This is a genomic window from Nocardia harenae NBRC 108248, from assembly GCF_001612885.1.
Classification (GTDB): domain Bacteria; phylum Actinomycetota; class Actinomycetes; order Mycobacteriales; family Mycobacteriaceae; genus Nocardia; species Nocardia harenae.
On the sequence record NZ_BDBH01000005.1, the window covers coordinates 159,995 to 185,086 of the forward strand.

General features: G+C 71.4%; 25 protein-coding genes. 13 read left to right on the plus strand and 12 right to left on the minus strand.

Features of this window, described 5'->3' with window-relative positions; genetic code table 11:
- Positions 1-123: 123 nt before the first annotated feature.
- From dapC to NH2_RS12310, 3 genes are all read right to left on the minus strand, one after another.
- Positions 124-1,239, minus strand: a complete 1,116-nt coding sequence (dapC, locus tag NH2_RS12300) for a succinyldiaminopimelate transaminase (protein ID WP_067652841.1) — start codon at positions 1,237-1,239, stop codon at positions 124-126.
- Positions 1,236-1,556, minus strand: a complete 321-nt coding sequence (fdxA, locus tag NH2_RS12305) for a ferredoxin (RefSeq protein ID WP_067652843.1) — start codon at positions 1,554-1,556, stop codon at positions 1,236-1,238. The genes dapC and fdxA overlap by 4 nt, the downstream gene beginning before the upstream one ends.
- A gap of 101 nt (positions 1,557-1,657) precedes the next feature.
- Positions 1,658-4,255, minus strand: a complete 2,598-nt coding sequence (locus NH2_RS12310) for a bifunctional FO biosynthesis protein CofGH (RefSeq protein ID WP_067652845.1) — start codon at positions 4,253-4,255, stop codon at positions 1,658-1,660.
- Positions 4,256-4,514: 259 nt separating this feature from the next.
- Here NH2_RS12310 and NH2_RS12315 point away from each other — a divergent pair, with 259 nt between their 5' ends.
- Both NH2_RS12315 and NH2_RS29790 read left to right on the plus strand, forming a co-directional pair.
- Positions 4,515-5,042: a PH domain-containing protein gene (locus NH2_RS12315; protein ID WP_067653532.1), complete on the plus strand. Its 528-nt coding sequence runs from the start codon at positions 4,515-4,517 to the stop codon at positions 5,040-5,042.
- A complete protein-coding gene (locus NH2_RS29790) occupies positions 5,039-6,718 on the plus strand; it encodes a PH domain-containing protein (protein ID WP_067652847.1) in 1,680 nt (559 codons plus the stop codon). The genes NH2_RS12315 and NH2_RS29790 overlap by 4 nt, the downstream gene beginning before the upstream one ends.
- On the opposite strand, the gene NH2_RS12325 is transcribed toward NH2_RS29790, so the two are convergent.
- From NH2_RS12325 to typA, 5 genes are all read right to left on the minus strand, one after another.
- Entirely contained in the window at positions 6,700-7,065 is a 366-nt protein-coding gene (locus NH2_RS12325) for a hypothetical protein (RefSeq protein ID WP_067652849.1), read from the minus strand. The genes NH2_RS29790 and NH2_RS12325 overlap by 19 nt on opposite strands.
- The gene (locus NH2_RS29210; RefSeq protein ID WP_169811480.1) at positions 7,062-7,220 is read right to left on the minus strand and encodes a hypothetical protein; all 159 of its coding nucleotides are present in this window, start codon (positions 7,218-7,220) and stop codon (positions 7,062-7,064) included. The genes NH2_RS12325 and NH2_RS29210 overlap by 4 nt, the downstream gene beginning before the upstream one ends.
- A gap of 29 nt (positions 7,221-7,249) precedes the next feature.
- On the minus strand, positions 7,250-8,167 hold the full coding sequence (gene mshB / locus NH2_RS12335) for an N-acetyl-1-D-myo-inositol-2-amino-2-deoxy-alpha-D-glucopyranoside deacetylase (RefSeq protein ID WP_157103775.1): 918 nt from the start codon (positions 8,165-8,167) through the stop codon (positions 7,250-7,252).
- Complete coding sequence (locus NH2_RS12340) at positions 8,167-9,972, minus strand: ABC transporter family substrate-binding protein (RefSeq protein WP_067652856.1); 1,806 nt, start codon at positions 9,970-9,972, stop codon at positions 8,167-8,169. The genes mshB and NH2_RS12340 overlap by 1 nt, the downstream gene beginning before the upstream one ends.
- Positions 9,973-10,045: 73 nt before the next feature.
- Positions 10,046-11,947, minus strand: coding sequence for a translational GTPase TypA (typA, locus tag NH2_RS12345; RefSeq protein ID WP_067652858.1), 1,902 nt, complete (start codon positions 11,945-11,947; stop codon positions 10,046-10,048).
- Positions 11,948-12,116: 169 nt separating this feature from the next.
- Between typA and NH2_RS29215 the strand changes: the two genes are divergently transcribed.
- Entirely contained in the window at positions 12,117-12,290 is a 174-nt protein-coding gene (locus NH2_RS29215) for a hypothetical protein (protein WP_169811481.1), read from the plus strand.
- Positions 12,291-12,322: 32 nt separating this feature from the next.
- Complete coding sequence (locus NH2_RS12350) at positions 12,323-12,619, plus strand: 4a-hydroxytetrahydrobiopterin dehydratase (protein WP_067652860.1); 297 nt, start codon at positions 12,323-12,325, stop codon at positions 12,617-12,619.
- Here the strand turns inward: NH2_RS12350 and NH2_RS12355 are convergent.
- A complete protein-coding gene (locus NH2_RS12355; RefSeq protein WP_067652862.1) occupies positions 12,558-13,781 on the minus strand; it encodes a mannosyltransferase in 1,224 nt (407 codons plus the stop codon). The genes NH2_RS12350 and NH2_RS12355 overlap by 62 nt on opposite strands.
- Before the next feature lie 305 nt (positions 13,782-14,086).
- On the opposite strand from NH2_RS12355, the gene NH2_RS12360 reads away from it, so the two are divergent.
- Positions 14,087-14,872, plus strand: coding sequence for an Rv1157c family protein (locus tag NH2_RS12360; protein WP_067652864.1), 786 nt, complete (start codon positions 14,087-14,089; stop codon positions 14,870-14,872).
- Between the two features lie 69 nt (positions 14,873-14,941).
- Positions 14,942-15,262, plus strand: a complete 321-nt coding sequence (locus tag NH2_RS12365; RefSeq protein WP_067652867.1) for a hypothetical protein — start codon at positions 14,942-14,944, stop codon at positions 15,260-15,262.
- Between the two features lie 4 nt (positions 15,263-15,266).
- On the opposite strand, the gene NH2_RS12370 is transcribed toward NH2_RS12365, so the two are convergent.
- Positions 15,267-15,998: a DUF1906 domain-containing protein gene (locus tag NH2_RS12370; RefSeq protein ID WP_067652869.1), complete on the minus strand. Its 732-nt coding sequence runs from the start codon at positions 15,996-15,998 to the stop codon at positions 15,267-15,269.
- 167 nt (positions 15,999-16,165) lie between these two features.
- A complete protein-coding gene (locus tag NH2_RS12375; protein WP_067652871.1) occupies positions 16,166-17,359 on the minus strand; it encodes a hypothetical protein in 1,194 nt (397 codons plus the stop codon).
- Between the two features lie 334 nt (positions 17,360-17,693).
- Here NH2_RS12375 and NH2_RS12380 point away from each other — a divergent pair, with 334 nt between their 5' ends.
- Genes NH2_RS12380 through NH2_RS12395 form a run of 4 tightly spaced genes read left to right on the plus strand, consistent with a single transcriptional unit; the run spans position 17,694 to position 21,479 of the window.
- Positions 17,694-18,341, plus strand: coding sequence for an ABC transporter permease (locus NH2_RS12380; protein ID WP_067653536.1), 648 nt, complete (start codon positions 17,694-17,696; stop codon positions 18,339-18,341).
- Positions 18,338-19,738, plus strand: a complete 1,401-nt coding sequence (locus tag NH2_RS12385; RefSeq protein WP_084505490.1) for an ABC transporter ATP-binding protein — start codon at positions 18,338-18,340, stop codon at positions 19,736-19,738. The genes NH2_RS12380 and NH2_RS12385 overlap by 4 nt, the downstream gene beginning before the upstream one ends.
- Positions 19,735-20,496, plus strand: a complete 762-nt coding sequence (locus NH2_RS12390; RefSeq protein ID WP_067652873.1) for an ABC transporter permease — start codon at positions 19,735-19,737, stop codon at positions 20,494-20,496. Before NH2_RS12385 ends, NH2_RS12390 begins: the two co-directional genes overlap by 4 nt.
- On the plus strand, positions 20,493-21,479 hold the full coding sequence (locus NH2_RS12395; protein ID WP_067652876.1) for a glycine betaine ABC transporter substrate-binding protein: 987 nt from the start codon (positions 20,493-20,495) through the stop codon (positions 21,477-21,479). The genes NH2_RS12390 and NH2_RS12395 overlap by 4 nt, the downstream gene beginning before the upstream one ends.
- On the opposite strand, the gene NH2_RS12400 is transcribed toward NH2_RS12395, so the two are convergent.
- Positions 21,466-22,860: an MFS transporter gene (locus NH2_RS12400; RefSeq protein ID WP_067653538.1), complete on the minus strand. Its 1,395-nt coding sequence runs from the start codon at positions 22,858-22,860 to the stop codon at positions 21,466-21,468. The genes NH2_RS12395 and NH2_RS12400 overlap by 14 nt on opposite strands.
- A gap of 122 nt (positions 22,861-22,982) precedes the next feature.
- On the opposite strand from NH2_RS12400, the gene NH2_RS12405 reads away from it, so the two are divergent.
- From NH2_RS12405 to NH2_RS12415, 3 genes are all read left to right on the plus strand, one after another.
- Positions 22,983-23,489: a MarR family winged helix-turn-helix transcriptional regulator gene (locus NH2_RS12405; protein ID WP_067652878.1), complete on the plus strand. Its 507-nt coding sequence runs from the start codon at positions 22,983-22,985 to the stop codon at positions 23,487-23,489.
- A 124-nt stretch (positions 23,490-23,613) separates the two neighbouring features.
- On the plus strand, positions 23,614-24,162 hold the full coding sequence (locus NH2_RS12410; RefSeq protein ID WP_084505492.1) for a hypothetical protein: 549 nt from the start codon (positions 23,614-23,616) through the stop codon (positions 24,160-24,162).
- The gene (locus tag NH2_RS12415) at positions 24,159-25,058 is read left to right on the plus strand and encodes a hypothetical protein (RefSeq protein ID WP_067652880.1); all 900 of its coding nucleotides are present in this window, start codon (positions 24,159-24,161) and stop codon (positions 25,056-25,058) included. The genes NH2_RS12410 and NH2_RS12415 overlap by 4 nt, the downstream gene beginning before the upstream one ends.
- Positions 25,059-25,092: the final 34 nt, after the last annotated feature.

Sequence of the window (25,092 nt, forward strand, 5' to 3'; positions counted from 1 at the left end):
CTGCGGCAGTCCGCTGCGTTGACGTCGATCGCTTATTGAGCGCGAGGGTGCTGATCGCCCGCTGATGCTGGGCTGCCTCTTCCCATGGGGGACCTCGGCGTCATGACAGCGACAGTGCCGAGGCTAAACCGCGAACAATCTTGTTGCTACTGCGGCAATCCGTTCATCGGTAGCGGTGAGCGCTACCCGGACGTGCCGGGCCCCGGACGGACCGTAGAAATCGCCGGGCGCGGCGAGGATGCCGCGAGCTGCCAGCGTGTCCAGGGTCTTGCGGGAGGGTTCGCCGCAGGTAGCCCAAAGGTAGAGACCGGCTTCGGAGTGGTCGATGCGAAAACCAGCACCTTCTAGGGCTCTTCGCAAAGTCTCTCGCCGCACGCGGTAGCGCTCGCGTTGGCGCGATTCGTGCGCGTCGTCGCCGAGGGCGGCAGTCATGGCTGCCTGGATCGGGAAGGGGACGATCATGCCGGAGTGCTTGCGCACCTCAAGCAGTTCAGCGACCAGCTCGGGATCGCCCGCGACGAACCCGGCCCGGTAGCTGGCCAGGTTCGAGGTCTTGGAGAGGGAGTGCACGGCCAGCAGGCCGGTGAAGTCGCCGTCGCAGACCTCGGGGTCGAGCAACGAAGGGGCTCGCCCCTCCCAGGTAAGACCGAGGTAACACTCGTCGGAGGCGATGATGGCGCCGCGTTCGCGGGCGAAGGAGACGACCTTGCGGAGGTGATCGACGCCGAGCACCTTGCCGGTGGGGTTCGACGGGGAGTTGATGAAGATCAGCGCCGGATTCCGCGGCCCGATCTGGGTCAGAGAGTCAGCGCGCAGGATCTCGCAGCCGGCCAAAAGCCCGCCGACCTCGTAGGTCGGGTACGCGATCTCGGGAATGACCATCAGGTCACCAGCACCGAGACCGAGCAGCCGAGGCAACCCGGCGATGAACTCCTTGGTACCGATCACCGGCAGAACAGCAGCCGGGGACAACCCGGTGATGCCATACCGACGTTTCAACGCCTCCACCGCAGCAGCCCGCAACTCGGGCGTCCCGTGCGTAGTCGGATACCCCGGAACGTCAGAAACCGAAGCCAGCGCGTCCCGGATGAGCGGGTCCACCGGATCCACCGGCGTCCCGACGGACAGATCGACGATGCCATCGGGATGCGCGGCAGCGCGAGCCTTGGCGTCGGCGATGGTGTCCCAGGGGAAGTCGGGGAGCAGGCTGCTCACCCGGGTACGCGCGGGCACGGTCATTCGCCCATCGGCGGGAGGGCCTTGATGAACGGCGGGTCGGACTCGACGACGCCGACCTTGGTCGCCCCGCCGGGCGAGCCGAGTTCGTCGAAGAAGTCGACGTTGGCGTTGATGTAGCCGGACCACTGGTCCGGGGTGTCGTCCTCGTAGAAGATCGCTTCGACCGGGCAGACGGGTTCACAGGCGCCGCAGTCGACGCATTCGTCGGGGTGGATGTACAGCATCCGGCCGCCCTCGTAGATGCAGTCGACGGGGCACTCCTCGATGCAGGCCTTGTCCTTCACATCGACGCACGGTTCCGCGATGATGTACGTCACTGCCGTTCTCCTAGTCTTCCGCACTCGGGGAAATCTCGCCCGCATCAGTATCCCGGCAGGCTCAACGCTACTCGTGGTGAGCCTGCCCTAACTCGCGCCGCTCAACCCACCGTGAGCGGGAGCACGGCGGGGCGGTGCGGGGGGATTCCATAAATAGTTGTGCGTTCGCGGACGGGGCGGCCGATGCCCTCGCCGATCTCGCGGAGCTCGGCGACGGTCTTCGCCGAGCCGTGCTGGGAGCCGGCCATGCGGGAGATGGTCTCCTCCATGAGGGTGCCGCCGAGGTCGTTGGCGCCGCCGTTCAACATGACGCGGGTACCCGCGGTTCCCAGCTTCACCCAGCTGGTCTGGATGTTGTCGATGCGGCCGTGCAGCATGATGCGGGCGAGGGCGTGGGCTGCCCGATTATCCCGCTGGGTGGGGCCGGGGCGGGCGGCGCCTGCCAGGTAGAGGGGGGCGCTCTGGTGGACGAAGGGGAGCAGCACGAATTCGGTGAAGCCGCCGGTTTCGTCCTGGATGCCGCGGAGGACGCGGAGGTGGCCTACCCAGTGCTTGGGGTTGTCGACGTGGCCGTACATCATGGTCGAGCTGGAGCGGAGGCCGACCTGGTGGGCGGTGGTGATGACCTCGATCCACGCGGACGCGGGGAGTTTGCCCTTGGTGAGGACCCAGCGGACCTCGTCGTCCAGGATCTCGGCGGCGGTGCCGGGGATGGTGTCGAGGCCGGCCTCCTTCAAGGCCACCAGCCAGTCGCGGATGCTCTGGCCGCCGCGGGAGGCACCGTTGACGATCTCCATCGGGCTGAAAGCGTGCACGTGCATGGACGGCACTCGCTTCTTCACGGCGCGGACCAGGTCGGCGTAGCCGGTGACGGGGAGCTCCGGGTCGATGCCGCCCTGCATGCAGACCTCGGTGGCGCCGTCGACGTGGGCCTCCCAGGCGCGGTCGGCTACTTCGTCCGCGCTCAGGGTGAAGGCGTCGGCGTCGCCCTTGCGCTGGGCGAAGGCGCAGAAGCGGCAGCCGGTGTAGCAGATATTGGTGAAGTTGATGTTCCGGTTCACGACGTAGGTGACGTCGTCGCCGTTGGTGTCGCGGCGGAGCTGGTCGGCGAGGGCGGTGACGGCCTCCAGGTCGGGGCCTTCGGCGGTGGCTAGGGCGAGGTACTGGTCGTCGGTGAGGCCGGCGGGGTCGGCTTCGGCGGCGCGCAGGGCGGCTAGGACGTCGGTGTCGAGGCGTTCCGGCGCTACGGCGAGGCCCGCGGCGTGCTCGCGGATGGTATCCCAGTCGCCGAAGGCGCCAACCAGCTCCTGGCCGAGGCCGGAGTCGCTGCGGGACTCGGTATTGCGGCCCTCGGTGTCGATGGCGGTGTTGAGGTCGGTGCGGCCGGTGGAGTCCCAGGCCTCGTCCGGTTCCTGCCAGGGGCGGCCGATCACCTCGGCGTCGGGGTTCGCGAGGCCGGTCGCCGGGTCGGTGAGGGCGGCGACGTGGACGGCGATGCGGGGGTCGGTCCAGGGGTGACCCGCGCGGACGTACTTCGGGTGCGCGGAGGTGCGTTCGACCAGCTCGAAGCCGGATCCCGCGGTGATGTCGCGGAGGGTGTCGAGGTTGGGCCATGGCCGCTCGGGGTTGACGTGGTCGGGGGTGACCGGGGAGACGCCGCCCCAGTCGTCGATTCCGGCATCCAGGAGGTCGCGGCACTCCTGGGCGGAGACGAGGTTGGGCGGGGCCTGGACGTGCACATCGGGGCCGAGGAGGAGGCGGGTGACGGCGATGGTGGCGCGGAATTCCTCCAGGCCGGCGTCGGGGGTGTCGCGCATGGCGGTGTCCGGCTTGGCGCGGAAGTTCTGCACGATCACCTCCTGGATGTGGCCGAACTCCTTGTGCTGCTTGCGGATCGCCATGATGGAGTCCGCGCGCTCTGCGATGGTCTCGCCGATGCCGATCAGGATGCCGGTGGTGAACGGGACCGAGAGGCGGCCCGCGTCGGTGAGGACGCGCAGCCGCACCGCCGGGTCCTTGTCGGGGCTGCCGTAGTGGGGCTGGCCCTTCTCGGTGAAGAGGCGGGTGCTGGTGGTCTCCAGCATCATGCCCATGGATTGCGCCACCGGCTTGAGGCGGGAGATCTCGGCCCAGCTCATGACGCCGGGGTTCAGGTGCGGGAGGAGGCCGGTCTCCTCCAGGACCAGGATGGAGACGGCGCGGAGGTAGTCGAGGGTGGAGTCGTAGCCGCGTTCGTCGAGCCACTGGGCGGCCTCGGGCCAGCGGGCCTCGGGGCGGTCACCCAGGGTGAAGAGGGCTTCCTTGCAGCCCAGTTCCGCGCCTTTCCTGGCGATTTCCAGGACCTCGTCGGGCTCGAGGAACATGCCCTTGCCCTCGGCGCGGAGCTTGCCCGGCACGGTGACGAAGGTGCAGTAGTGGCATTTGTCCCGGCACAGGTGGGTGAGCGGGATGAAGACGTTGCGGGAATAGCTGATGGTCTTCGGGCGGCCCGCGGATGCCAGGCCGGCGTCGCGGACGCGGGCGGCGCTGGTGGTGAGGTCTTTCAGGTCGTCGCCGCGGGCGTGCAGGAGGACCGCGGCCTCGTCGACGTTCAGGGTCACCCCGTCGCGGGCCCGGCGCAGGGCCCGGCGCATCGCCGACGGCGAGGGCGGGGCTGGCGGGACACCGGGGTTCGGAAGGTCGGTCACGTCCTCGATCATGCGCTACCCATCCGTCGCTGTCTCCTCCGTGTCGATGGCACGAGAGTGCTTCCGGGTGGCAACCCGGCGCACCGGCACGGGTATTCCCGGGGCCGGATCGTGCCACCATGGGGCCATGACGCCGAACCTGCCCGGCCCGGCCGGGGACGGGGCGGGGGCGCGCTCGTCGCCCGCCGGTGATTCGCTCGTGCCGCCGTCGCCGCGCGACGATGCGGGCGCCGGGAGCGGCGACGATCCGGGCGGGACCGTGCCCGCCTCGGTGAGCGATCAGGAGACGTTCGGCGCGCCGCGGCGCGGCGCCGGGACAATTCTCGCCGAACCCGCGTGGCGGCCGGACCCGCGAGCGCGGCTGCTGTGGGGTACCGAGCTGGTGTTGAGCTGGCTGCTGCCGGTGATCGGGTTCGGGGTGTGGGTGGTGCTGGACGACGGGCGGCGCGGGTGGCAGGCCGGCGTAGGGACGGCGCTGGTGATCGCGGTGGTGACGACGGTGGCGGTGATTCCGATGTGGCGGTACGCGGTGCATCGGTGGGAGATCACCGAGGAGGCCGTCTACACGCGGGTGGGGTGGCTGACGCAGGAGAGCCGGGTGGCGCCGATCTCGCGGGTGCAGACCGTCGATATCGAGCGGGGGCCGCTGGATCGGGTGTTCGGGCTGGCGACGGTGACGGTGACGACGGCGTCCTCGGCGGGGGCGGTGCCGATCTCGGGGCTCGACCTGCCGGTGGCGGAGGACGCGGTGGCGCGGCTCACCCGGATCGCGGCGCTGCATCGGGGGGACGCGACGTGAATCCGTGGCTGCGGCTGGACAAGCGGATGCTGCTGGTGCATCCGGTGAACGAGGTGATCAAGTACGTTCCGGTGCTGATCGGGACGGTGATCCTCGGGGCGAGCAGCGGGAATCACGCGTGGAGCCTGATTCCGACCGGGCTCGTGGTCGGGCTCGCGCTCACCCGGTGGTTCACCACCACGTATCGGGTGGGGCCGACGCATGTGGAGTTGCGGACGGGGTTGCTCCAGCGGCGCAGGCTCTCGGTGCCGCGGTCGCGGATCCGGTCGGTGGATATCGAGGCGGATCTGCTGCATCGGGCGCTCGGGCTGGCGGTGCTGGCGATCGGGACCGGGCAGCAGGCGGAGGCCGGGGAGCGGTTCAAGCTGGACGCGCTGGACGCCCGGCTGGGGCCCGCGCTGCGGGCCGAGTTGCTGGCGAATCCGGTCGAGCCGGAGAAGGTTGCCGAGGAGCCGCCGGGGCGGGAGATCGGGCACTGGCGGGCGGTGTGGGTGCGGTACGCGCCGCTCTCGCTCACCGGGTTCGCGATCGTGGCGCCGGTGGCGGGGTTCGGGTTCCAGTACGGGTACGGGGAGCGGGTCGTCCGCTCGGCCGCGCACGGGGTGGCGGGCGGGAATATGGCGATCGGGGTCGCGGGGGTGGTGCTGCTGGTCGTGCTGATCGTCAGCGTGGCGGCCTGCGCGCAGTACCTGGCGACCTACTACGGGCTGCGGGTGCTGGACGACGGGCGGACGCTGCACCTGCGGCACGGCTTCTTCACGACCAGGCAGATCACGCTCGATCTGGCGCGGTTTCGCGGGGCGACGGTGAAGGAGCCGCTGCTGCTGCGGGCGGCGGGCGGGGCGCAGCTCGAGGCGATCATGACCGGGGAGAACCCGCGGCAGCGGATCCTGCCGCAGGCGCCCGCGGTGCGGGTGCATCACACGCTGGCGCATCTGCTGACGCCGGCGGCGCGGCGGGTGGGGGCGCACGCGCCGGTGCTGGTTCCGGGGGAACCGGGGGACTTCGCCGCCGCGAGCGAGGTGAGCCGGTCCGGCGGCGGACCGGACACCGACGCGGACGAGGCCGGACAGGTCGGCGGCGCGCCGAACCCGGGTCGCGGGGCGCTCACGAAGCCGGACCCCGACCTGGCGGCGGACGGGGGTCCGGCTGGACCTGAGAACGTTCTGCCCGACGCTGCTCGGGCGCCGGGGTCGGTGATGCTGATTGCGCACGGCCCGGCGGCACGGTACCGGCGGTACACCCGCGCGGTGTGGCCCGCGGCGGCAACGGCGCTGGTCCCGCTCGTGGCGAGCATCGCCGGGGTGCACTACTCCCCCTGGTGGTGGCTGGCCCCGGTGGTGCTCACGCTGGCCGCGACGGCGTTGGCGGAGGATCGGTACCGCGGGCTCGGCCACGCCGTCCTCCCCGCGACCCCGGTCGCCCCGACCTGGCTGGTCACCCGCTCCGGCTCGCTCGACCGCGACCGCGACTGCCTCGCCGCGCCGGGCGTCCTCGGCTGGACCATCCGCCAGTCGTTCTTCCAGCGCCGGGTCGGCCTCGCCACGCTGGTGGCGGCTACGGCGGCGGGCAAGAAGCGGTACCTGGTGCCGGACGTGCCGCTCGACCGGGCGAACGAGATCATCGAGCAGGTCACGCCGGGGCTGGCGGGCACCCGTCAGGTGCGGGCGACGTAGACCATCGGCGGCACCAACCCGCAGAAGAGCAGCAGCAACGTCTGCCAGTTGCTGCCGAGCAGCACGTCGCCCCCGGGCCCGCTGGTCGCGCAGATCAGGAACCCGAGCGTCCACACCAGCAGCGGCAGCAACCGCAGGCCGACCCGCGAGCTGACCGTGCCCGCCGCGTACACCAGCCCGACATTCACCGCCCCGGCGATGACCGCGGAGATCGGAAACGCCACCGACCCGATGTAGCTGGGCAGATACAGCACCTCGAGTACCAGCGTCAACAGCGCGTCGACGGCGAGCACCACCAGGATGATCGGGGCCAGGGCGGTGAAGAGCGGCCGGGTCGCCGTGGTCACGGAACCGGCGGGAACCCGAGCAGCTCGAGCAGGTGGCTCTGCATGTCGACGAAGGCGTAGAGCGCCGACATGTACATCTCGTGCTGCTGCGCGCCGTTCGGCCGCAGGGTGTCGACGAAGGCGGCGATGGCGTTCTGGAGGTCCCAGTTATACATGGGCGAAGTGTATGCCCCGGTGGCGCGGGTCACGCCGGGCTCTGCGCCGGTTCGGCGGAATCCGAGAAACCGGGCAATCCGGCGAACAGGTCGTCCTCGCGGCCGTCCGGGCCGACCGGGCCGAGCTCGCCGCGGACCAGCACGAAGTGCTCCTCCGGGAGGACCGGCTGGGCGACGCCGTTGGAGAGCGCGAACTCCCGGCCGGATGGCGCGAGCGTGACCTGGGTGGCGTGCGCGCGCAGCGCGGCGCGCTTGGCGGCCAGCTCCTCTGCGACATCGATCGCGGTCGTCACGGTGCTGCCGGGCACGCCGGGGAGTTCGTCCTCGGCGGGCAGCCGCCAGCCGGGCGGGAGTTTGCCCGGCAGGCCGTCGACGGTGCGGCGGGCCAGCGCGGTGGTGTGCTGGCGGAGCAGGTCGGCGTCGGTGACGGTCCAGTAGAACTTGGGCACCTCCCAGCCCCGGTCGGCGGCCGCGGCCACGGCGGCGGTGGTGATCTCGTGCGCGCGGATGTGGTCGGGGTGGCCGTACCCGCCGTGCGGGTCGTAGCTGACCACCACGCGCGGCTTGCGCTCCAGCAGCTCCGAGGTGAGGGCCTGCACCGCGGCCTGCCCGGAGTGGATGAACGCGCGCGGGTTCGAGGCGGACGGGGTGCCGGCCATGCCGGAATCGCGCCAGCGGCCCGCGCCGCCGAGGAAGACGGGCGGGCCCGCGTCCAGGGCGGCGAGCGCCCGGGTGAGCTCGAGCACCCGATACCCGCCGAGCTGGTCCGCGTGCTCGACGGTGAGCTGGGCCCAGCGCTCGCCGATCACCTCGCCCTCCTCGCCGAGCGTGCAGGTGACCACGGCGACCGGGATGCCACGGCGGCGATAGTGCGCGATGGTGCCGCCGGTGGTGATGGTCTCGTCGTCGGGGTGCGCGTGCACGAGCAGCAGCCCGCCGGTGGCGATCACGGCAGCCGCCGCCACATCGCCGCGTCGCCGAAGATGCCGACCTGGATGGCGCCGCTCAGCGAGGCGCCGTCCACGCGCGGGCCCGCGGCGGCGACCACGTTGTCCTGCATGATCGGCAGCACCGTATTGAGCGCCCAGAGTTTGGGCTCGGCGTCGGCGAGCACCATGCCGACGTCGATGCCGCGCAGCGCGGCGTCGATGGCGGGTTGCAGGGTCGGGTCGCAGACGCCGGAGAGGTTGCTCGGGGCCTGCCTGGCCGCCTCGAGCTCGGCGGGCTCCTCATCGCCGTCGCCGAGCACGGGGCGCGGGGGCGGGCAGCCGTAGCGGGAGGCGAGCACGGTGGCGGGGTCGGAGCCCGCGACCTCCCAGCCGACGAGGACGTCGACGGTGCCATCGACCAGTTCCCTGCCGTACAGCTCGTCGGCGGGGAGGCTGCGCACGGTGGCGTCGATACCTGCGCTGCGCAGCTGGTCGGCGGCGGTATTGGCGACCGCGAGGGTGCTGGCGTCCTGCTCGACCGCGCCGATCCGGACGGTGAGCGCCCTGCCGTTCTTGCCGACGGTGCGCGGCTGCGGGGCGGGCGAGGTCGCGGACGACGCGACCGGCGTCTCGGGGGCGCGGCCGAAACCGGCCTCGGCGAGCATGGCGAAGGCTTGCTCGGCACTCGGCCGGGGCGGCGCGGTCGGCACGTAGCCGGGGTCGGAGGGGGCCAGGATCTGGGCCTTGGCCGGCTCGTACCAGTCGCCGGTCTGGGCGCCGACGGTGGCGAGCAGGGTGGGGTCGAGCAGCGCGAGCACGGCGGCGCGCACCCGGGGGTCGCCGAGGTCGCCGGAGCGGCCGTTCAGCACCATCTGCATGACCCGCGACTGCGGCATGATGCCGGTGCGCACCGAGGGGATGGCGGCGAGCTGCGCGCGGGTGGCGACGCCGCCGTGCACCAGCGCCATCTGGGTGTCGTTGGTGCGCAGCGAGCCGGCCAGCTGGGCGGTGGTGCCGCCGCGGCGAAGCAGGATCTGGTCCGGGACCGCGGGGGTGCCCCAGTAGCGGTCGTTGCGCTCCAGCAGGATCTCCTCGCGGCCGGGGTCGGCCGAGCGGATGCCGAACGGGCCGCCGGCGACGCGGACGCCGTTGACCTCGCCGTTCATCCCGCGCTCGAAGCCGCCGGGGGCGTCCTTGAGCAGGTGCGACGGCAGCAGGTTGGCGAAGAGTTCGCGCCAGGCGGGGTAGGGCTGGGTGAGCGTGACGGTCACGGTCTTGCCGCCCGCCGAGGAATCCACGTCCTCGATGAGCCGGTAGCCGGCCGGGTCGGTGACGCCGGGCTGGGAGATCATCTCCTGCCACAGGTAGCGGAAGTCCTCGGCGGCGATCGGGGCGCCGTCCGACCAGCTGGCCTCGTTGCGCAGCCGGTAGGTGATGGTGAAGGGCTCCTGGGCGGAGATGTCCGCCGCGGTGACCAGCGCGGCGTCCGGCACCCAGTCGGTGGCGCCGGGCGCGGCCAGGCTGGGGACCGGGCGGAACGGGCTGGGCAGCACCATGGAGGCGATGGCCGATGTGGCCTGCGACTGGTCCGCCCGCAGGTGCGGGTTGAAGGCGCTGCCGATGCTGTCCAGGGCGACCACGACGGTCGTCGCGGCGGGTTTCACCGGGGTGGTCTGCGGGCTGTTGGTGCTCTCGATCGGCGGCGGCGGGTTCGCCGCGCAGCCGCCGACCAGCCCCGCCAGGGCAACCAGGGCGAGCGCGGTGCGCGCTGCTCCCCGGTACCAGATCCGCGCACGACGGCGTGCGCGCTTGCTCCCACCCATCACCACGCCACGGACTCTACTGGGCCGTCCCGCATCCGGCTGCGGCGCGGGACGGCTTCCACCCGGCACGGATTTACTGCGCCGCGGCGCGATCCCGGGCCTTGCGCCGGGACAGCTCCCGGCCGCGCTCGGTCGCGCCGAGGATCACCTTGCGCACCCGGACCACCTCGGGCGTGACCTCCACGCACTCGTCGCCCGCGCAGAACTCCATCGCCGCCTCCAGATCCAGCTGCAGCGGCTTGGCCAGCGTCTCCATCACGTCCGCGGTGGAGCTGCGCATGTTCGTGAGCTTCTTCTCGCGGGTGACGTTGATGTCGAGGTCCTCGGCGCGCGGGTTGATCCCGACGACCATGCCCTCGTAGGTGTCCGCACCCGGCTCCACGAAGAACTGCCCGCGGTCGCCGAGCTGGATCATGGCGAACGGGGTCACGGTCCCGGCCCGGTCGGAGACGAGCGAGCCGGTGTGCCGCGCCCGGATCTCCCCCGCCCACGGCGCGTAGCCGTGCGCGACCGCGTTGGCGATGCCGGTGCCTCGGGTCTCGGTGAGGAAGTCGGTGCGGAAGCCGATCAGGCCGCGCGAGGGGACGATGAACTCCATCCGCACCCAGCCGGCGGAGTGGTTGGTCATCTGCACCATCTTGCCCTTGCGGGCGGCGAGCAGCTGGGTGATCGCGCCGAGGTACTCCTCCGGCGCGTCCACGGTGAGCTCCTCGAAGGGCTCGTGCACCTTGCCGTCGACGTTCCTGGTGACCACCTGCGGCTTGCCGACGGTGAGCTCGAAGCCCTCCCGGCGCATCTGCTCGACCAGGATGGCCAGCGCCAGCTCGCCGCGGCCCTGCACCTCCCAGGCGTCCGGGCGGCCGATGTCGAGCACCCGCAGCGAGACGTTGCCGACCAGCTCCTGGTCCAGCCGCGACTTCACCATGCGGGCGGTGAGCTTGTGGCCCTGCACGCGGCCGACCAGCGGCGAGGTATTGGTGCCGATGGTCACCGAGATGGCGGGCTCGTCCACGGTGATCCGGGGCAGCGCCACCGGGTTCTCCGGGTCGGCGAGGGTATCGCCGATCATGATGTCCGGGATGCCCGCGATGGCGACGATGTCGCCCGCGATCGCGACCTCGCCGGGGGTGCGCTCGACGCCGATGGTCTGCAGCAGCTCGGTGATCCGCACCTGCTTGACCCCGTCGGCGTGCATCCAGGCCACGGTCGAGCCCTTGCGCAGCTCGCCGCTGTAGATGCGGACCAGCGCGAGGCGGCCCAGGAACGCGGAGGCGTCGAGGTTGGTGACGTGCGCCTGTAGCGGCGCGGTCGGGTCGCCCTTGGGCGCCGGGATGTACTCCAGCAGGACGTCGAAGAGCGCGTCCAGGTTCTCGGCGGAGGGGGCGTTGCCGTTCTCCGGGCGCTCCTTGCTCGCCTTGCCCTCGCGGCCGGAGGCGTAGAGCACCGGCAGGTCGAGCGCGAGCTCGGCGGCCTCGGCGGCGGCGTCGTCCAGGTCGGAGGCGAGGTCGAGGAGCAGGTCGTGGCTCTCCTCGACGACCTCCTCGATCCTGGCGTCGGGGCGGTCGGTCTTGTTCACCACCAGGATCACCGGCAGCGAGGCGGCCAGCGCCTTGCGCAGCACGAACCTGGTCTGCGGCAGCGGCCCCTCGGAGGAGTCGACCAGCAGTACGACGCCGTCGACCATGGAGAGGCCGCGCTCGACCTCGCCGCCGAAGTCGGCGTGGCCGGGGGTGTCGATGACATTGATCACGGTGACGGAACCATCCGGGTGGTGCCGGTGCACCGCGGTGTTCTTGGCGAGGATGGTGATGCCCTTCTCCCGCTCGAGATCACCGGAGTCCATCACCCGATCGACGAGCTCGGCGCGCTCGGCGAACGCTCCCGACTGCCGGAGCATGGCGTCGACCAGGGTCGTCTTGCCGTGGTCGACGTGGGCCACGATGGCGACGTTGCGAAAATCGCGTGCAGACGACACGCCGGATCCTCCTGCTGTTGGTGTGCGGTGCCGGCCGCCGCGAAAATAAGGGCGAGGACGGAACTCGCCGGGCATACGGCCGGGTCACACACTACCGGCAGGTCGCTCTCGGCTCGCGGTCGCGTGCGGGGTGTTCTCGCCCACGCAAAGTTAGGCTAAGCTAACCAACGTGGGCATCAAGGTCGAGAAGGTTTCCACGCTGAAACCGAAGAAGAAGTGCTGTCGGAAGAAGACGCGCTGCGTGAAGTGCCCCGTGGTCATCATGCGGATGAAGAAGCTGGAGGCAGCGGGCGTCTCCGGCAAGGACTTGAAGAAGGGGCTGAAAGCCGCGCGCGCCGCGTAGCTTCGCGCCGCTTCAGCGGGTACCCAGGGTTCATGGGTACGCCACTGCTTTCCGATTCCGAGATCACCGAGGCGCTGTCCGAGCTGGACGGCTGGTCCCGCGAGGGTGCCTCGATCACCCGCGCGATCGAGGCCGATTCCTTCCTCTCCGGCATCGATCTGGTGCGCCGGGTCGCCGAGGCCGCCGAGGCGGCGGACCACCACCCCGACATCGATATCCGGTGGCGCACCGTCACCTACTCCCTCTCCACGCACTCCGCGGGCGGGCTCACGGCACAGGACGTGGCGCTGGCTCGGGAGATCGATCGGCTGGCTCGGCCCGGCGGCTGAGCCGCCCCGCGCGGATCATCCACAGGTAGGTGGCCACGGCGCCGATCACATCGACGGCGCCGAGCCAGGAGAGCACGGCCGGGCGCGGGATGGTCCAGATGGAGTCCTGGAAGAAGGAGAGGATCCAGGGCACCCCGATCAGGGTGGTCACCAGCCAGTAGCCGGCCAGGAGCCGCGCTCCCGCCGCCTGCCGCAGCGGGCCGTAGAGCAGCCAGAGCACCGTCGGCACCAGCCAGACCCAGTGGTGCGACCAGGAGATCGGCGACACCAGCAACCCGAAGATCTGCACCACGATGAGGGTGCCGAGCAGGTCGTCGGCGGCGAGCGCGCGCCAGGCGAGGAAGGCCAGCACCGCCGCGACCAGCACCGCCGCGATCCACACCGGACCGCTCTCGACATCGTGCCCGAGCAGCCGGCTGAGCATGCCGCGCAGCGACTGGTTCCACACCGACCCCACCGGGCCGATCCGGCTCGCGTCGCCGAGCAGCGTGGTGAAGTAGCGCCTGGCGTCCGCCGGGGCCACCAGAAAGCTGAACCCGACCGTCGCGCCGAACACCACCGCCGAGAAGATCGCGGTGAGCCAGCGCTTGCGCGCCACGAAGTACAGCCCGGTGATGGCAGGCGTCAGCTTGATTCCGGCGATCAGCCCGACCAGCCCGCCGGAAACCCACCACCTGCCGCTGCGCACCGCGAGCATCGCGCCGAGCACGAGGAAGACATTGACCTGGCCGTAGTCGATGGTGGTGCGCACCGGCTCGGTCCACATCCCGATCGCCGTCCACCAGATCGCCGCGGTGCGCCACCCCGGCTCGGCCGCGACCTCTCTCCCCAGCAGCAACTCGAAGCTGATCCGGATCACCGCGTAGAGCCCGGCCACGATGGCGAGCAGCCAGCCCACCGCGACCAGGGTGAAGGGGAGGTAGTGCAGCGGCAGGAAGACCAGGGCGGCGAACGGCGGGTAGGTGAAGGGCAGCGGGAAGTCGGGGGTCTTCTCCGAGTAGGTGAAGTCGTAGAGGGTGTCGTTCAGCAGCGCGGCCGAGCCGTCCACGTAGACGTGCAGGTCGACGACGTTCATCCCGTTCGGGACGAAGAGCAGCCAGGAGAGGCGGGCGAGCACGGAGAGCCCCAGCACCGCGACGGCCCAGCGCAGGTGTCGATTCACATCGCGAGCTTTCGATAAAGCCGCGGCGGGATCCGGCGCGACGGCGGGAAGGGCTGCTTCACCTTAGCCGGGGCCGGCCCGGCGCGGCGTGCCCGGTCCGGGCGCGCAGCGCAGTAACATGAGTCACACTGTCAACTCCGGTAACAGCCGATCGAGTGTCTCATCCAGCGCTCCGGCTGCTCGACGCGCGCATCGGGGCGGTGGCGCTGTACACACGGCGGCGTTGTCCCTAAAGTGACCCCGACACGATGGCGTTCTCGCCTTCGCGTCCCCCGATGTAACCGAAGGTAAGGACGGCTAGCCCAGTGCTTCGCACCCGATCGCGGATCGCCCTTTCCGCGCTCGCCCTCGCGGCGAGCGCCACTCTGGCCGTGCCCGCAACCTCGGTGGCCGCCCCGGCTCCGGCGGCGACCGCGGCCGGCTACAGCGTGCCGATGGTTCCCGAGGGGGTCCCGGTGGACGCGCTCGCCGCGCTCGCCCCGGCCATCGCAGGCGCCATCGCAGGCCCGGCGGATATCGCCGAGGGCCCGCAGGCCGTCATCCTGGACCAGGCGAGGGCACTGCTGGCGAGCCTGAACCTGCCGCCGCAGATCCGTTCGACGCTCGAGCGGATCATCACGTTCCTGGACGGCAGCGGCGGCGGTGGCCCGGAGATCCCGGACGACGGCCCGGCCATCGCGCAGTTCCTCTACCCGTCGATCGGCAGGGGCTGCATCAGCGCCACGGCCGACTCGATCGGCACCGCGCTGGCGGTCCCCGGCCCGGCCCAGCTGCCGCCGCCCGGCCCGGCCGCCGGCCAGACCGGCTTCGTCTTCACCGCGCTCGGCACCAAGTCGCCGACCGCGGTACAGAACCCGCCGTTCACCGTGCAGTGGCTGAACCTGGACACCAGGCAGTCCGGGGTGCAGGTGCTCACCGACGAGGCGAAGATCAACCCGGGTGGCCCGGCCACGCTCTCGGCCATCGTCGACACCGGCCGCGGCCGGGTCGCCGCCGTTGTCTCCGGTTCGCTGACCACCCAGGCCGACGAGGCCTCGGAGCCGCGCACCTGCTCGTTCCTGCCGACGCTCGGATTCTTCACCGTCGCCTGATATTCCCGCCGTCGCAACGCCCCGCGAGCCACGCTCGCGGGGCGTTGTGATGTGTGATAGACCACACGCATGGTGAGCACCAAACGGTCGATCCGGAGCAGGCGATCGCTGCTGTCCATTCGGTCCGAGGGGTCGATCCTGTCGATCGGCTCGGCCTACTCGATCCTGTCGGTGGGCAGCGTGGGGTCGGTGCTCTCGGTCGGCTCGGTGGGGTCGTTCGGCTCGCTGCTCTCGTCCGGGTCGTTCCTCAGCCTCGGCTCCGCGCTCTCCGGGCTCTCCCGCTGGTCGCTGCTGTCCTGGCGCGGGGTGCACGCCGAGCCGGAGCGCAGGCCGGTGCTGCGCGTCGTCCCCGACGCGGAGCCGGATCCGGTGCGGCACAGCCAGACTTAGCCGGCTACCACTGCCCGTACTGCGGGCGCAGGATGTGGTTGCGGTCGATGCCGACGCCGTCGATGGCCCGCTTGTCGATCTCGAACTGGTGCAGGTGCGCGGCGGGGTGCGTGAAGCCCTTCGGCGTGCCCCAGTCGTGCTGCCAGAACCAGGTGGCGAGCCCGGCGACCCTGGCCAGCTCGATCGTCGGGGCATTGGCGTAGATGCCGGTGTTGCCCTTGCCCACCACCCCGTTCCAGCCGAGCAGGTAGGGCGCGATCATGGTGGCGAACTCGACCGGGGTCGGGTTGTCGTCGATGGCGGCGTAGATCGGCCGGTCCTCCGGCCCGCCCGCCTCCCGGTGCAGCTCCAGCCCGCGCTCGGCGTGCTGCCGCCCGGCCGCGAGGCCACCTCGCCAATCGGCCGTCGGCCCCTTGCCGAACTGGTAGCAGGAGACGATCTCCAGCCCGGCGTCCCGGAGCTCCGCCACCTCGCCGGAGCGCAGCGGCTTGCCCGCCATCCATTCCGCGCCGGGCCTGCGGTCGGAGACGTACCGGATGACACCCGCGTGCCCGGCCTCGGCAATGGCCGCCGCCGAGGGGACGCCACCGGAGTAGTCGATCAGGGTGCCGAGCGAGGCGGCCGAGGCACCGGGCGCGCGCGCCCCGACAGCGGCGACGGCGGCGCCGACCGCGGCGAGCCCGAAGAGGCCGCGGCGGGAGAGCGCGGGGCGGGGAGAAACGGAGGACGAGCACATCGCGGGACTCCTTCGTGACCCCCCGTGCACCTGTCTAACGCGGTAGAACAGCGTGCCCGGCGCACCTTCCCCAAGACACACGCGCCGGGAGCCTCGAACGTGGACTCATTCCACCACAAACCCCATCCGAACCGCCAGACTCACCGACAACACCGGTCACAGGGGAGTCAGACGGATTTCCCGATCCGCGCGCCCACGTCGATCACCCGGCCGGAGCCGGAGGTCAGCTCCGTGCGGATCACCGCCGCGACCTGTGCCACCACCTGCTTGCGGATCTTGGCGAGCGCGCCGAGCGTCGCCGCCCGCACGCCCTCGGCGGCGAGCTCCAGCCGGATCTCGGCCGGGTCCGGCGGCTCCACATCGATCACCAGCAGCAGCGGGTCGGCGGCGCGGGCGGCCAGCACCAGCGGCACCTCCAGCTCGGCCCGGTACCGATTGGCCTTGAGCACGTCGACGGTGATGTCCAGCGCTACCGGGAGCGTGACGTCGTAGACCACCGGCTCGAGGTAGCCGGGCGCCGGCTCGCGCGGGCGCAGCGCCGGCAGCCGGACGGCGCCGCGCACGGTCACCGTGGCCCGGCGGCCGGGGCCGGTGCGCAGCGGCCCGATCTCGATGGGCCTGCCCGCCAGCCGCTCGGCCAGCACCGCGTTCACCCGCTCCGGGGTGACCAGCAGCGGGAAGAAGCGCCTGCCGAACTCGGCGTAATCGATCCACTCGAAGGCCCACTCCGCCTCGGCCCTGCGCCGGTGCGTGGATTCCACGCCCGCCACGATGGCCTCGATGTCGAAGACCCGGCGGCGGCGGGTCTGCGGGTCGGCGAGCATGGGGTTCACCCGGTTGGCGACCTCGCGCTGCACCACGCCCGCGATGGGGTCGAGCAGCATTTCGTTCACCGCGTCGCCCGCCTGGGTGCGCAGCACCACGCTGACGTCGGCGGGCTGGATCGGGGGGATGTCGATGACCACGAGCAGCGGGCTCGCGGTACGGGCGTGCAGCGCGACCTCCACCGAGACGATGGCCTCCAGCCGCAGCTTGCGCCCGGCGAGCAGCGCCTTGAGCGCGAGCGAGACCGGAACTGTCACCGTGTAGTGCACGTGCGGCCCGCGCCGGACGATCCGCGGCTCCCCCACCTTGCCCTCGGCCACGAACCCGGCCAGCCCCGCCGGGCCCAGCGAGAACGGCCCGAAAGTGATCTTGCGCCCGGTGATGCCCGCGACCGCGGCGGCCACCCGCTCCTCGGTGACGGCGTGCGCCACGAAGCGCTCGCCGAACTCGGCGTACTCCAGCCACTCCTGCTCGCGCGCGGGCTCGGGCTCCGCACGCAGGGCCGGGGCGTGCGGTGTCTCGTCGGTCGGTCGCATCTCGTCTTCCGAAAGAACCTCGAGCTGGCAGCGGACACCGCACACGCTACGCGACCGGAGAGGAACCCTGTCCTGCCGATGAGGGGGAGGCAGGACAGGGCCCGGAAGCGACGCTGCCGGGCGCCGCGCTCCCATCGTAATGCCCCGGCGCCGCAGCGCCACCCCCGCATGCGCCACACAGGTTGAGCGGCAAGAGTTTTGCGCACCGCGCGCGAAACCCCCCGCACGCTCCCGACCTCGGGCGCGCCACTCCGCGGCGGCGGAATCACCCGCTCCGCGACTCCGGACGGGTTAGTCTGCTCTGGCGATCACCGGGCCGCCGTTGGAGGTAATCCTGGACACCTTGTGGACCTTCGTGGTGAACCGGCGCGAACAGCTGCTCACCGATTCCTATCTGCACGTCTCGGCGGTGGTGCAGTCGGTCTTTCTCGCCACCCTGATCGCGGTGCTGATCGGAATCCTGGTGTATCGCAGCCCGTTCGGCTCCTCGGTGGCGACCGCGCTGGCCAGCGCCGTCCTCACCATTCCCTCCTTCGCGCTGCTCGGGCTGCTGATCCCGATCTTCGGGCTCGGCGTCGCGCCGACCGTGATCGCGCTGGTGCTCTACGCGCTGCTGCCGATCCTGCGCAACACCATCGTCGGACTGGCCTCGGTGGACCCCGCGGTGACCGACGCGGCGCGCGGCGTCGGGATGAACTCGATGCGCGTGCTCACCCGGATCGAGCTGCCATTGGCCTGGCCCGCCATTCTCGCCGGCATGCGGGTCAGCACCCAGATGATCATGGGAATTCTCGCCATCGCGGCATACGCCAAGGGCCCCGGGCTCGGCAACCTGATCTTCTCCGGGCTGGCCCGGCTGGGCAGCCCGACCGCGGTGCCGATGGCGCTGACCGGCACCGTGCTGATCGTGATCCTGGCCCTGCTGCTCGACGGGATCCTCGTCCTCGTCGGACGACTCACCATCTCGAGGGGAACGACGTGACCGACACCGACCAGCACACCGCCGCGGGCACCGACGCGGTCTCCGGCGTCGAGATCGTGCTCGACTCGGTGACCAAGCGGTACCCCGGCACCGAGCAGCCCGCCGTCGACAATGTCTCGATGACGCTGCCGCCCGGGGAGATCGTGGTCCTCGTCGGGCCGTCCGGCTGCGGCAAGACCACGACCATGCGGATGATCAACCGGCTGATCGAGCCCACCTCGGGGAAGATCACCATCGGCGGCGAGGACGCGCTGAGCATCAACGGCGACCAGCTGCGCCGCAAGATCGGCTACGCCATCCAGCAGTCCGGGCTCTTCCCGCACCTCACCGTCGCCAAGAACATCGCGACCGTGCCCGGGCTGCTGGGCTGGGACCGGAAGCGGATCGCGGCCCGGGTGGAGGAGATGCTCGACCTGGTCGGGCTGGACGCCGCGACCTTCCGCGACCGCTACCCGCGCCAGCTCTCCGGCGGGCAGCAGCAGCGCGTCGGGGTGGCGCGGGCGCTCGCCGCCGACCCGCCGGTGCTGCTCATGGACGAGCCGTTCGGCGCGGTGGACCCGATCACCCGCGGTTTCCTGCAGGACGAGCTGCTCCGGCTGCAGTCCGAGCTGCACAAGACCATCGTCTTCGTCACCCACGATTTCGCCGAGGCGGTCAAGCTGGGCGATCGGATCGCGGTGCTCGGCAATCAGTCCCGCATCCTGCAGTACGACACCCCCGAGGCCATCCTGGCCGCGCCCGCGGACGACACCGTTGCCGGGTTCGTCGGCGCGGGGGCCGGGCTGCGGCAGCTCACGCTCACCCGGGTCGCCGATATCGAGCTGCACCCGACGCCCGCGGCGCTGGAGACCGACGATATCGCCACCCTGCGCGCCGAGCTGGCTCGCAGCGGGGACCCGGCGGCGCTGGTGCTCGACGATCGCCGCAGGCCGCTGCGCTGGGTCACCGCCGATCAGCTGAACCGGGCCGCCTCGCTCGCCGGGGTCGGCACCCCGGTGGCGGACTGGGTCGCGCGCCGCTCGACGCTGCAGGACGCGCTGGAGGCGCTGCTCGCCGAGCCCACCGCGACCGCCATCGTCACGGGCGACCGGAACGAGTACCTCGGCACCATCGCCGTCGACACCCTGGTCTCGCACCTGGCGACCGTCCGGCACGCCGCCGAATCGCCCGAGCACGCGGCGGAGAAGCCGACGGCGGGCAACGCGCCCGCGGCGGGCGGAACCGCGAAGGCGGCGACGGACGACGCGGAGACGGCGAGCGCGGACGCCGAGCCGACAGCCGGCACCGGGAAGGATGCCGCGGACACCCCCGGCAGCACGGCGAAGCCCGCGACGGGTGCCGCGGACGCTCCCGGCGGCACCGGGAAGCCGTCCGGCGACACCCCGGAGCCATCGTGAGCACCGCGGTCTCCACCGGCGCCGAGCGCAGAGCCGAGCGGCTGCGGCTGCTGGCCCAGCCGCTGCTGGTCGCGGTGCTCGTCGCCGGGGTGCTGATCTGGGCCTTCAACCGGGATCTCACCGCGACCCAGGAGGCGAGCGTCAATGTCGCCAACGTCGCCACGGTGACTTGGCAGCACATCCTGATCACCGTGACCGTAGTGCTGATCGTGGTCGCGCTGGCGGTGCCGATCGGCACCCTGGTCACCCGCCCCGGCTGGAAGCGGCTGGCGCCGATCTTCGTCGGCATCGCCAATATCGGCGCGGCGGCGCCCGCGATCGGCCTGATCGTGCTGTTCTACCTGGTCACCAGCACCACCGGGTTCTGGATCGGCGTGGCCCCGATCGCCTTCTACTCCCTGCTCCCGGTGCTCAGGAACACCATCCTCGGCTACCAGCAGGTCGACCCGGCCGTGGTGGATGCGGGCCGCGGCCAGGGCATGTCGCAGTGGGCGGTGCTGCGGCGCATCGAGTTCCCGCTCGCCATTCCGTACATCCTGGCCGGGCTGCGCACCTCGCTGGTGCTCGCGGTCGGCACCGCCACGCTCTCCTTCCTGGTGAGCGCGGGCGGGCTCGGCATTCTCATCGATACCGGCTACAAGCTGCGGGACAATGTCACCCTGGTGCTCGGCGCGGTGCTCGCGGTCGCGCTGGCGCTGCTGGTGGACTGGCTCGGCGCGCTGGCCGAGCAGTACCTGGGGCCGAAGGGCCTGCGATGACGGCGGGCTGCTGTCGGAGGCGGGGAGCGGCGTTGCTCTTCGCGGCGGTACTGGCGCTGGCCGGGTGCGGGCTGGAGTCCGGCGGCGCGGTGCCGCTGAGCGTCGGCCCCGGCAGCATCCAGCCGGTGCCGGAGCTGGAGGGGGTGGCGGTCACCGTCGGCTCCAAAGACTTCACCGAGCAGCTCATCCTCGGCTACATCATCGAGTTCGCGCTCACCGCCGCCGGGATGGAGGTCCGCGACCTCACCAATATCCAGGGCTCCAACAGCCTGCGCGATTCCCAGCTCAACGAGCAGATCGATATCGCCTTCGACTACACCGGCACCGGCTGGATCAACTACCTCGGCAACGAGAAGCCGGTCCCGGACTCGCAGGGCCAGTTCGAGGCGGTGCGCGACGCCGATCTCGCCGCCAACGGCATGCGCTGGGCCGCCATGGCGCCGGTGAACAACACCTACGCGCTGGTCACCAGCGCGGCCTACGCGAATCAGACCGGGGTGCGCAGCCTCTCGGACTACGCCGAGCTGCTCAATTCCGACCCGGGCGCCGCCGTGACCTGCGTAGGCACCGAGTTCAACGTCCGGCAGGACGGCTACCCCGGCATGGCGAAGGCCTACGGCATCGACAACGGCAGCGCGCCCAAGCAGATCGTGCAGGACGCGGTGGTCTTCAACGCGGTCGCCGACGGCGGCTCCTGCCGCTTCGGCTCGGTGGCCGCCACCGACGGCCGCATCCCGGCGCTCGACCTGCTGCTGCTCACCGACGACCGCGCCTTCTTCCCCAAGTACAACGCCGCGCTGGTGATGACCGACGCCTACGCCACCGCCCACCCGGCGGTCATCACCGTGCTGGAGCAGATCACCGAACTGCTCACCAACGAGACGGTGACCGAGCTGAACCGGCTGGTCGACGTGGAGGGCAAGGAGCCGGCCGACGTCGCCAGGGACTGGATGGTCGAGCAGGGCTTCGTCACGAAGGGGTAGCGGCGTCCGCCGTGCGCTTCATCGGGATGACGGCCGTGATCAGCACCGCGACCGCGGCCGCGGCGGCCGAGATGTAGAAGGTCAGCAGGAAGCCGTCCTTCGAGGGCAGCTGGTGCCCGCCCAGGTCCACGGTCAGGTGCGCGAGCACCACGCTCATCACCGCCGCCGAGGTGGAGGTGCCGATGGCGCGCATGAGCGCGTTCAAGCCGTTGGCCGCGCCGGTCTCGCTGATCGGCACCGCGCCCATGATCAGCGCGGGCATGGCCGCGTACGCCAGCCCGACCCCGCCGGACACGATGCTCGCGGCGAGGATGATCTGCCAGACCGCGCCCATCCAGACCGCCGCGCTCAGGTAGCCGAGCCCGACTACCGTCGCGCCGAGCCCGAGCGTCAGCTTGGGGCTGCGCGCCGCCGAGATGCGCGCGGAGACCGGCGAGAGCAGCAGCATCATCAGCCCGCCCGGCGCCAGCGCCACCCCGGCCGCGACCATGGAGAGGCCGGAGCCGTAGCCGGTTGCCTCCGGGGCCATGAGCAGCTGCGGGAAGGTCAGCGACATGCCGTAGAGCGCGAAGCCGACCGCGATCGAGGCCACGTTGGTGAGCAGCACCCGGGGCCGCGCGGAGACCCGCAGGTCCACCAGCGGGGCCGTGCGGCGCAGTTCGTACCAGCCGAAGACCAGCCCGGCGACGACGGCGAGCGCGAGCAGCCCGAGCGTGCTGCCGCTGCTCCAGCCCCAGTCGGTGCCCTTGGTGATGGCGACGAGCAGCGCGACCAGCGTCACGGTGAGCCCGATCGCGCCGAGGAAGTCGAAGGGCGCGGGCGTGCGCACCGCGGACTCCGGCACCAGCACGAAGACCAGCACCGCGCAGAGCGCGCCGAGCCCGGCCGAGGTCCAGAAGAGCACGTGCCAGTCCGCGTTCTGCGCGATCACCGCGGCCAGCGGCAGCCCGGCGGCGCCGCCGACGCCGAGCGTCGCGCTCATCACCGCGATGGCCGAGCCCACCCGCTGCGGCGGCAGCTCGTCGCGCATGATGCTGATGCCGAGCGGAATCGCGCCGCTGGCCGCGCCCTGCAGCGCCCTTCCCACGATCTCCGGGGCCAGCGAGGAGGAGAGCGCGCACACCAGCGAGCCGATGACCAGCAGCAGCAGCGCGAGCAGCAGGATTCGCCGCTTGCCGAACATATCGCCGAGCCTGCCGCTGATCGGCATCATCACCGCGCCGGACAGCAGCGTGGCGGTGATGACCCAGGAGGCATTGGTGGCCGAGGTGCCGAGCAGCCCCGGCAGCAGCGGGACGATCGGGATGACCAGGGTCTGCATGAGCGAGACCACCACGCCGACCAGGCTCAGCGTGGCGATCAGGACGGCGGGCGGCGGCATGCGCCGCTCGGCGCTCGGCGACCCGGTCTCGGGTTCGGCGGTGATACTCACATGTGCACGGTACATACGATGTGCATCGTGCACAATTTGGTGGTCCCCGGGTCGTCGGACATAGTGGTCGAATGTCCGATTCCGGTTCCGGCGAGTTCGACGCGCTCGAGCGGCTCTCGTTCGAGCTGACCCTGCTCTCCCGGCACCACACCGGCACCACCCCGCGGCGCGCCGGGTACCAGCTCGAGCGCTCGGCGTTCCTCATCCTGACCCGGCTGGAGCTGGAGCACGCGCTCAGCCTGCGCGAGCTCGCCGAGGCGTTCCGGCTCGACATCTCCACGCTGAATCGCCAGGTGGCCGCGATGTCGAAGCAGCAGCTCGTGCTCCGGGTGCCGGACCCGGACGGCGGGGTGGCGCGCAAGGTGCGGGCCAGCGCCAAGGGGCTGAAGCTGCTCGCCGCCGACCGCGCGCTCGCGCACGAGGGGCTGCGGACCGTGGTCTCCGAGTGGTCCGAGGCGGACCTGGCCCAGCTCGGCGCGCTGATCTCGCGCTTCAACCGGGATATCGAAGTGCGCGAGAAGAATCCGTGGCCGCGCCCCGGTGCCGGATCGATCGACGAACCGGGCTCGCGACCGTAAATTCTCCGCCGCCCGGTGAAATTCGGCTGTCCGCTTGGGATTCACCGCGGGCAGCACCGTTTCGGATTGCGCGGGCGAGGCATTCCCGTCTCCGACACATCGGGTTCGGCGAAGGAGGAATCGGGTGTCTGCTGGAGTGTTGGCCATCGTGGTGGTCGTGGTGATCATCGCCGTGGCCGGGATCGCGCTGCTGGTGCGGCCCGCGCTACGGAGCAACAAGCTGAAGCGCAGATTCGGCCCGGAGTACGACCGCGTGGTGACCGCGGCCCCGGACAAGCGCAGCGGCGAGCACGAACTACTCGACCGCGAGCGCAAGCACGCGGAGCTCGAACTGAAGCCGCTGGAACCGGCGCGCGCCGCGAGGTACTCGGAGCGCTGGAACGGCGTGCAGGAGCAGTTCGTCGACGACCCGGCCGGCGCCGTGCGCGAGGCCGACCGCCTCGTCACCGAGGTGATGGCCGAGCGCGGCTACCCCACCGGCGATTACGAGGAGCAGGCCGCGCACCTCTCGGTGCGGCACACCGCGGTGCTCGAGCACTACCGCAAGGGCCACGAGATCGCCGGGCGCGACGCCTCCACCGAGGATCAGCGCACTGCCATCGTGCACTTCCGCGAAATCTTCCGCGACCTGCTCGACGATGGCACCTACAGCACCAAGGACGTGAACGCATGAGCACCGACCAGAACAGCACCCGGGACCGGTCGAGGGACCAGGTCCGGATCAGCGGGGGGCCGGGGGCGCCCGAGCCCTCGGTGGGGTACGACGAGAAGCGGGTGGACGATCTCGGCGGCGCCGAGCCGCACGCGGGCGCGCCGACCGATCCGGGCACCGACGGCACGCACACCGCATCCGAGTCGGACTCGCTCGCCTCGACCGAACCGGGCACCCACGCGACGCACACCACAGAGTCGGACCCGCTCACCTCGACCGAGCCGGGCACCCACCAGACGCACACCGAGTCGGACTCGCTCGCGGCGACCGAGCCGGGCACCCACGGGTCGCATCCGGCGGACACCGATGGGACACCCGGCTTCGCGGCGGATCCGGCCGACGACACCGACCGGGCGCACGGCAGGTCCCACTCCGCCCTCGCCACCGACGACGCGGCCACTGCGGACGGCCTCTCCGGCAAACCGACCATTACCGCCGACCCCACGGTCTCCGGCGGCGAGTCTGCCCACGACCACGACGCGGACCACGAGCCGCACGACGTGGAGCCGCACTCCGCCACGGTCTCCCGCGAACCCGGGGTTCCCGCCACCATCGCGACCGCCCCCGAGCCGACGGACATCGACAAGCCGTTCTTCGACAACGACCTGCTCGACGTCCTGAACACCAGGTGGAAAGAGGTCCAGGGCTCCTTCGTCGACAACCCGCACGACGCCGTCACCAGGGCCGACCTGCTCGTCTCCGAGACCGTCGAGCAGATCACCACCCGCTGGTCCGAGCACCAGCAGCAGTTGCAGGGCCGCTGGTCCCGCGGCACCGACAGCGACACCGAGAACCTGCGCCAGGCGCTCCGCGACTACCGCGACTTCTTCCAGAAGCTGCTCACCCTGGGCAACTGACCCGCACCGAAAGGGCCGGCCCGCGAATCCGATT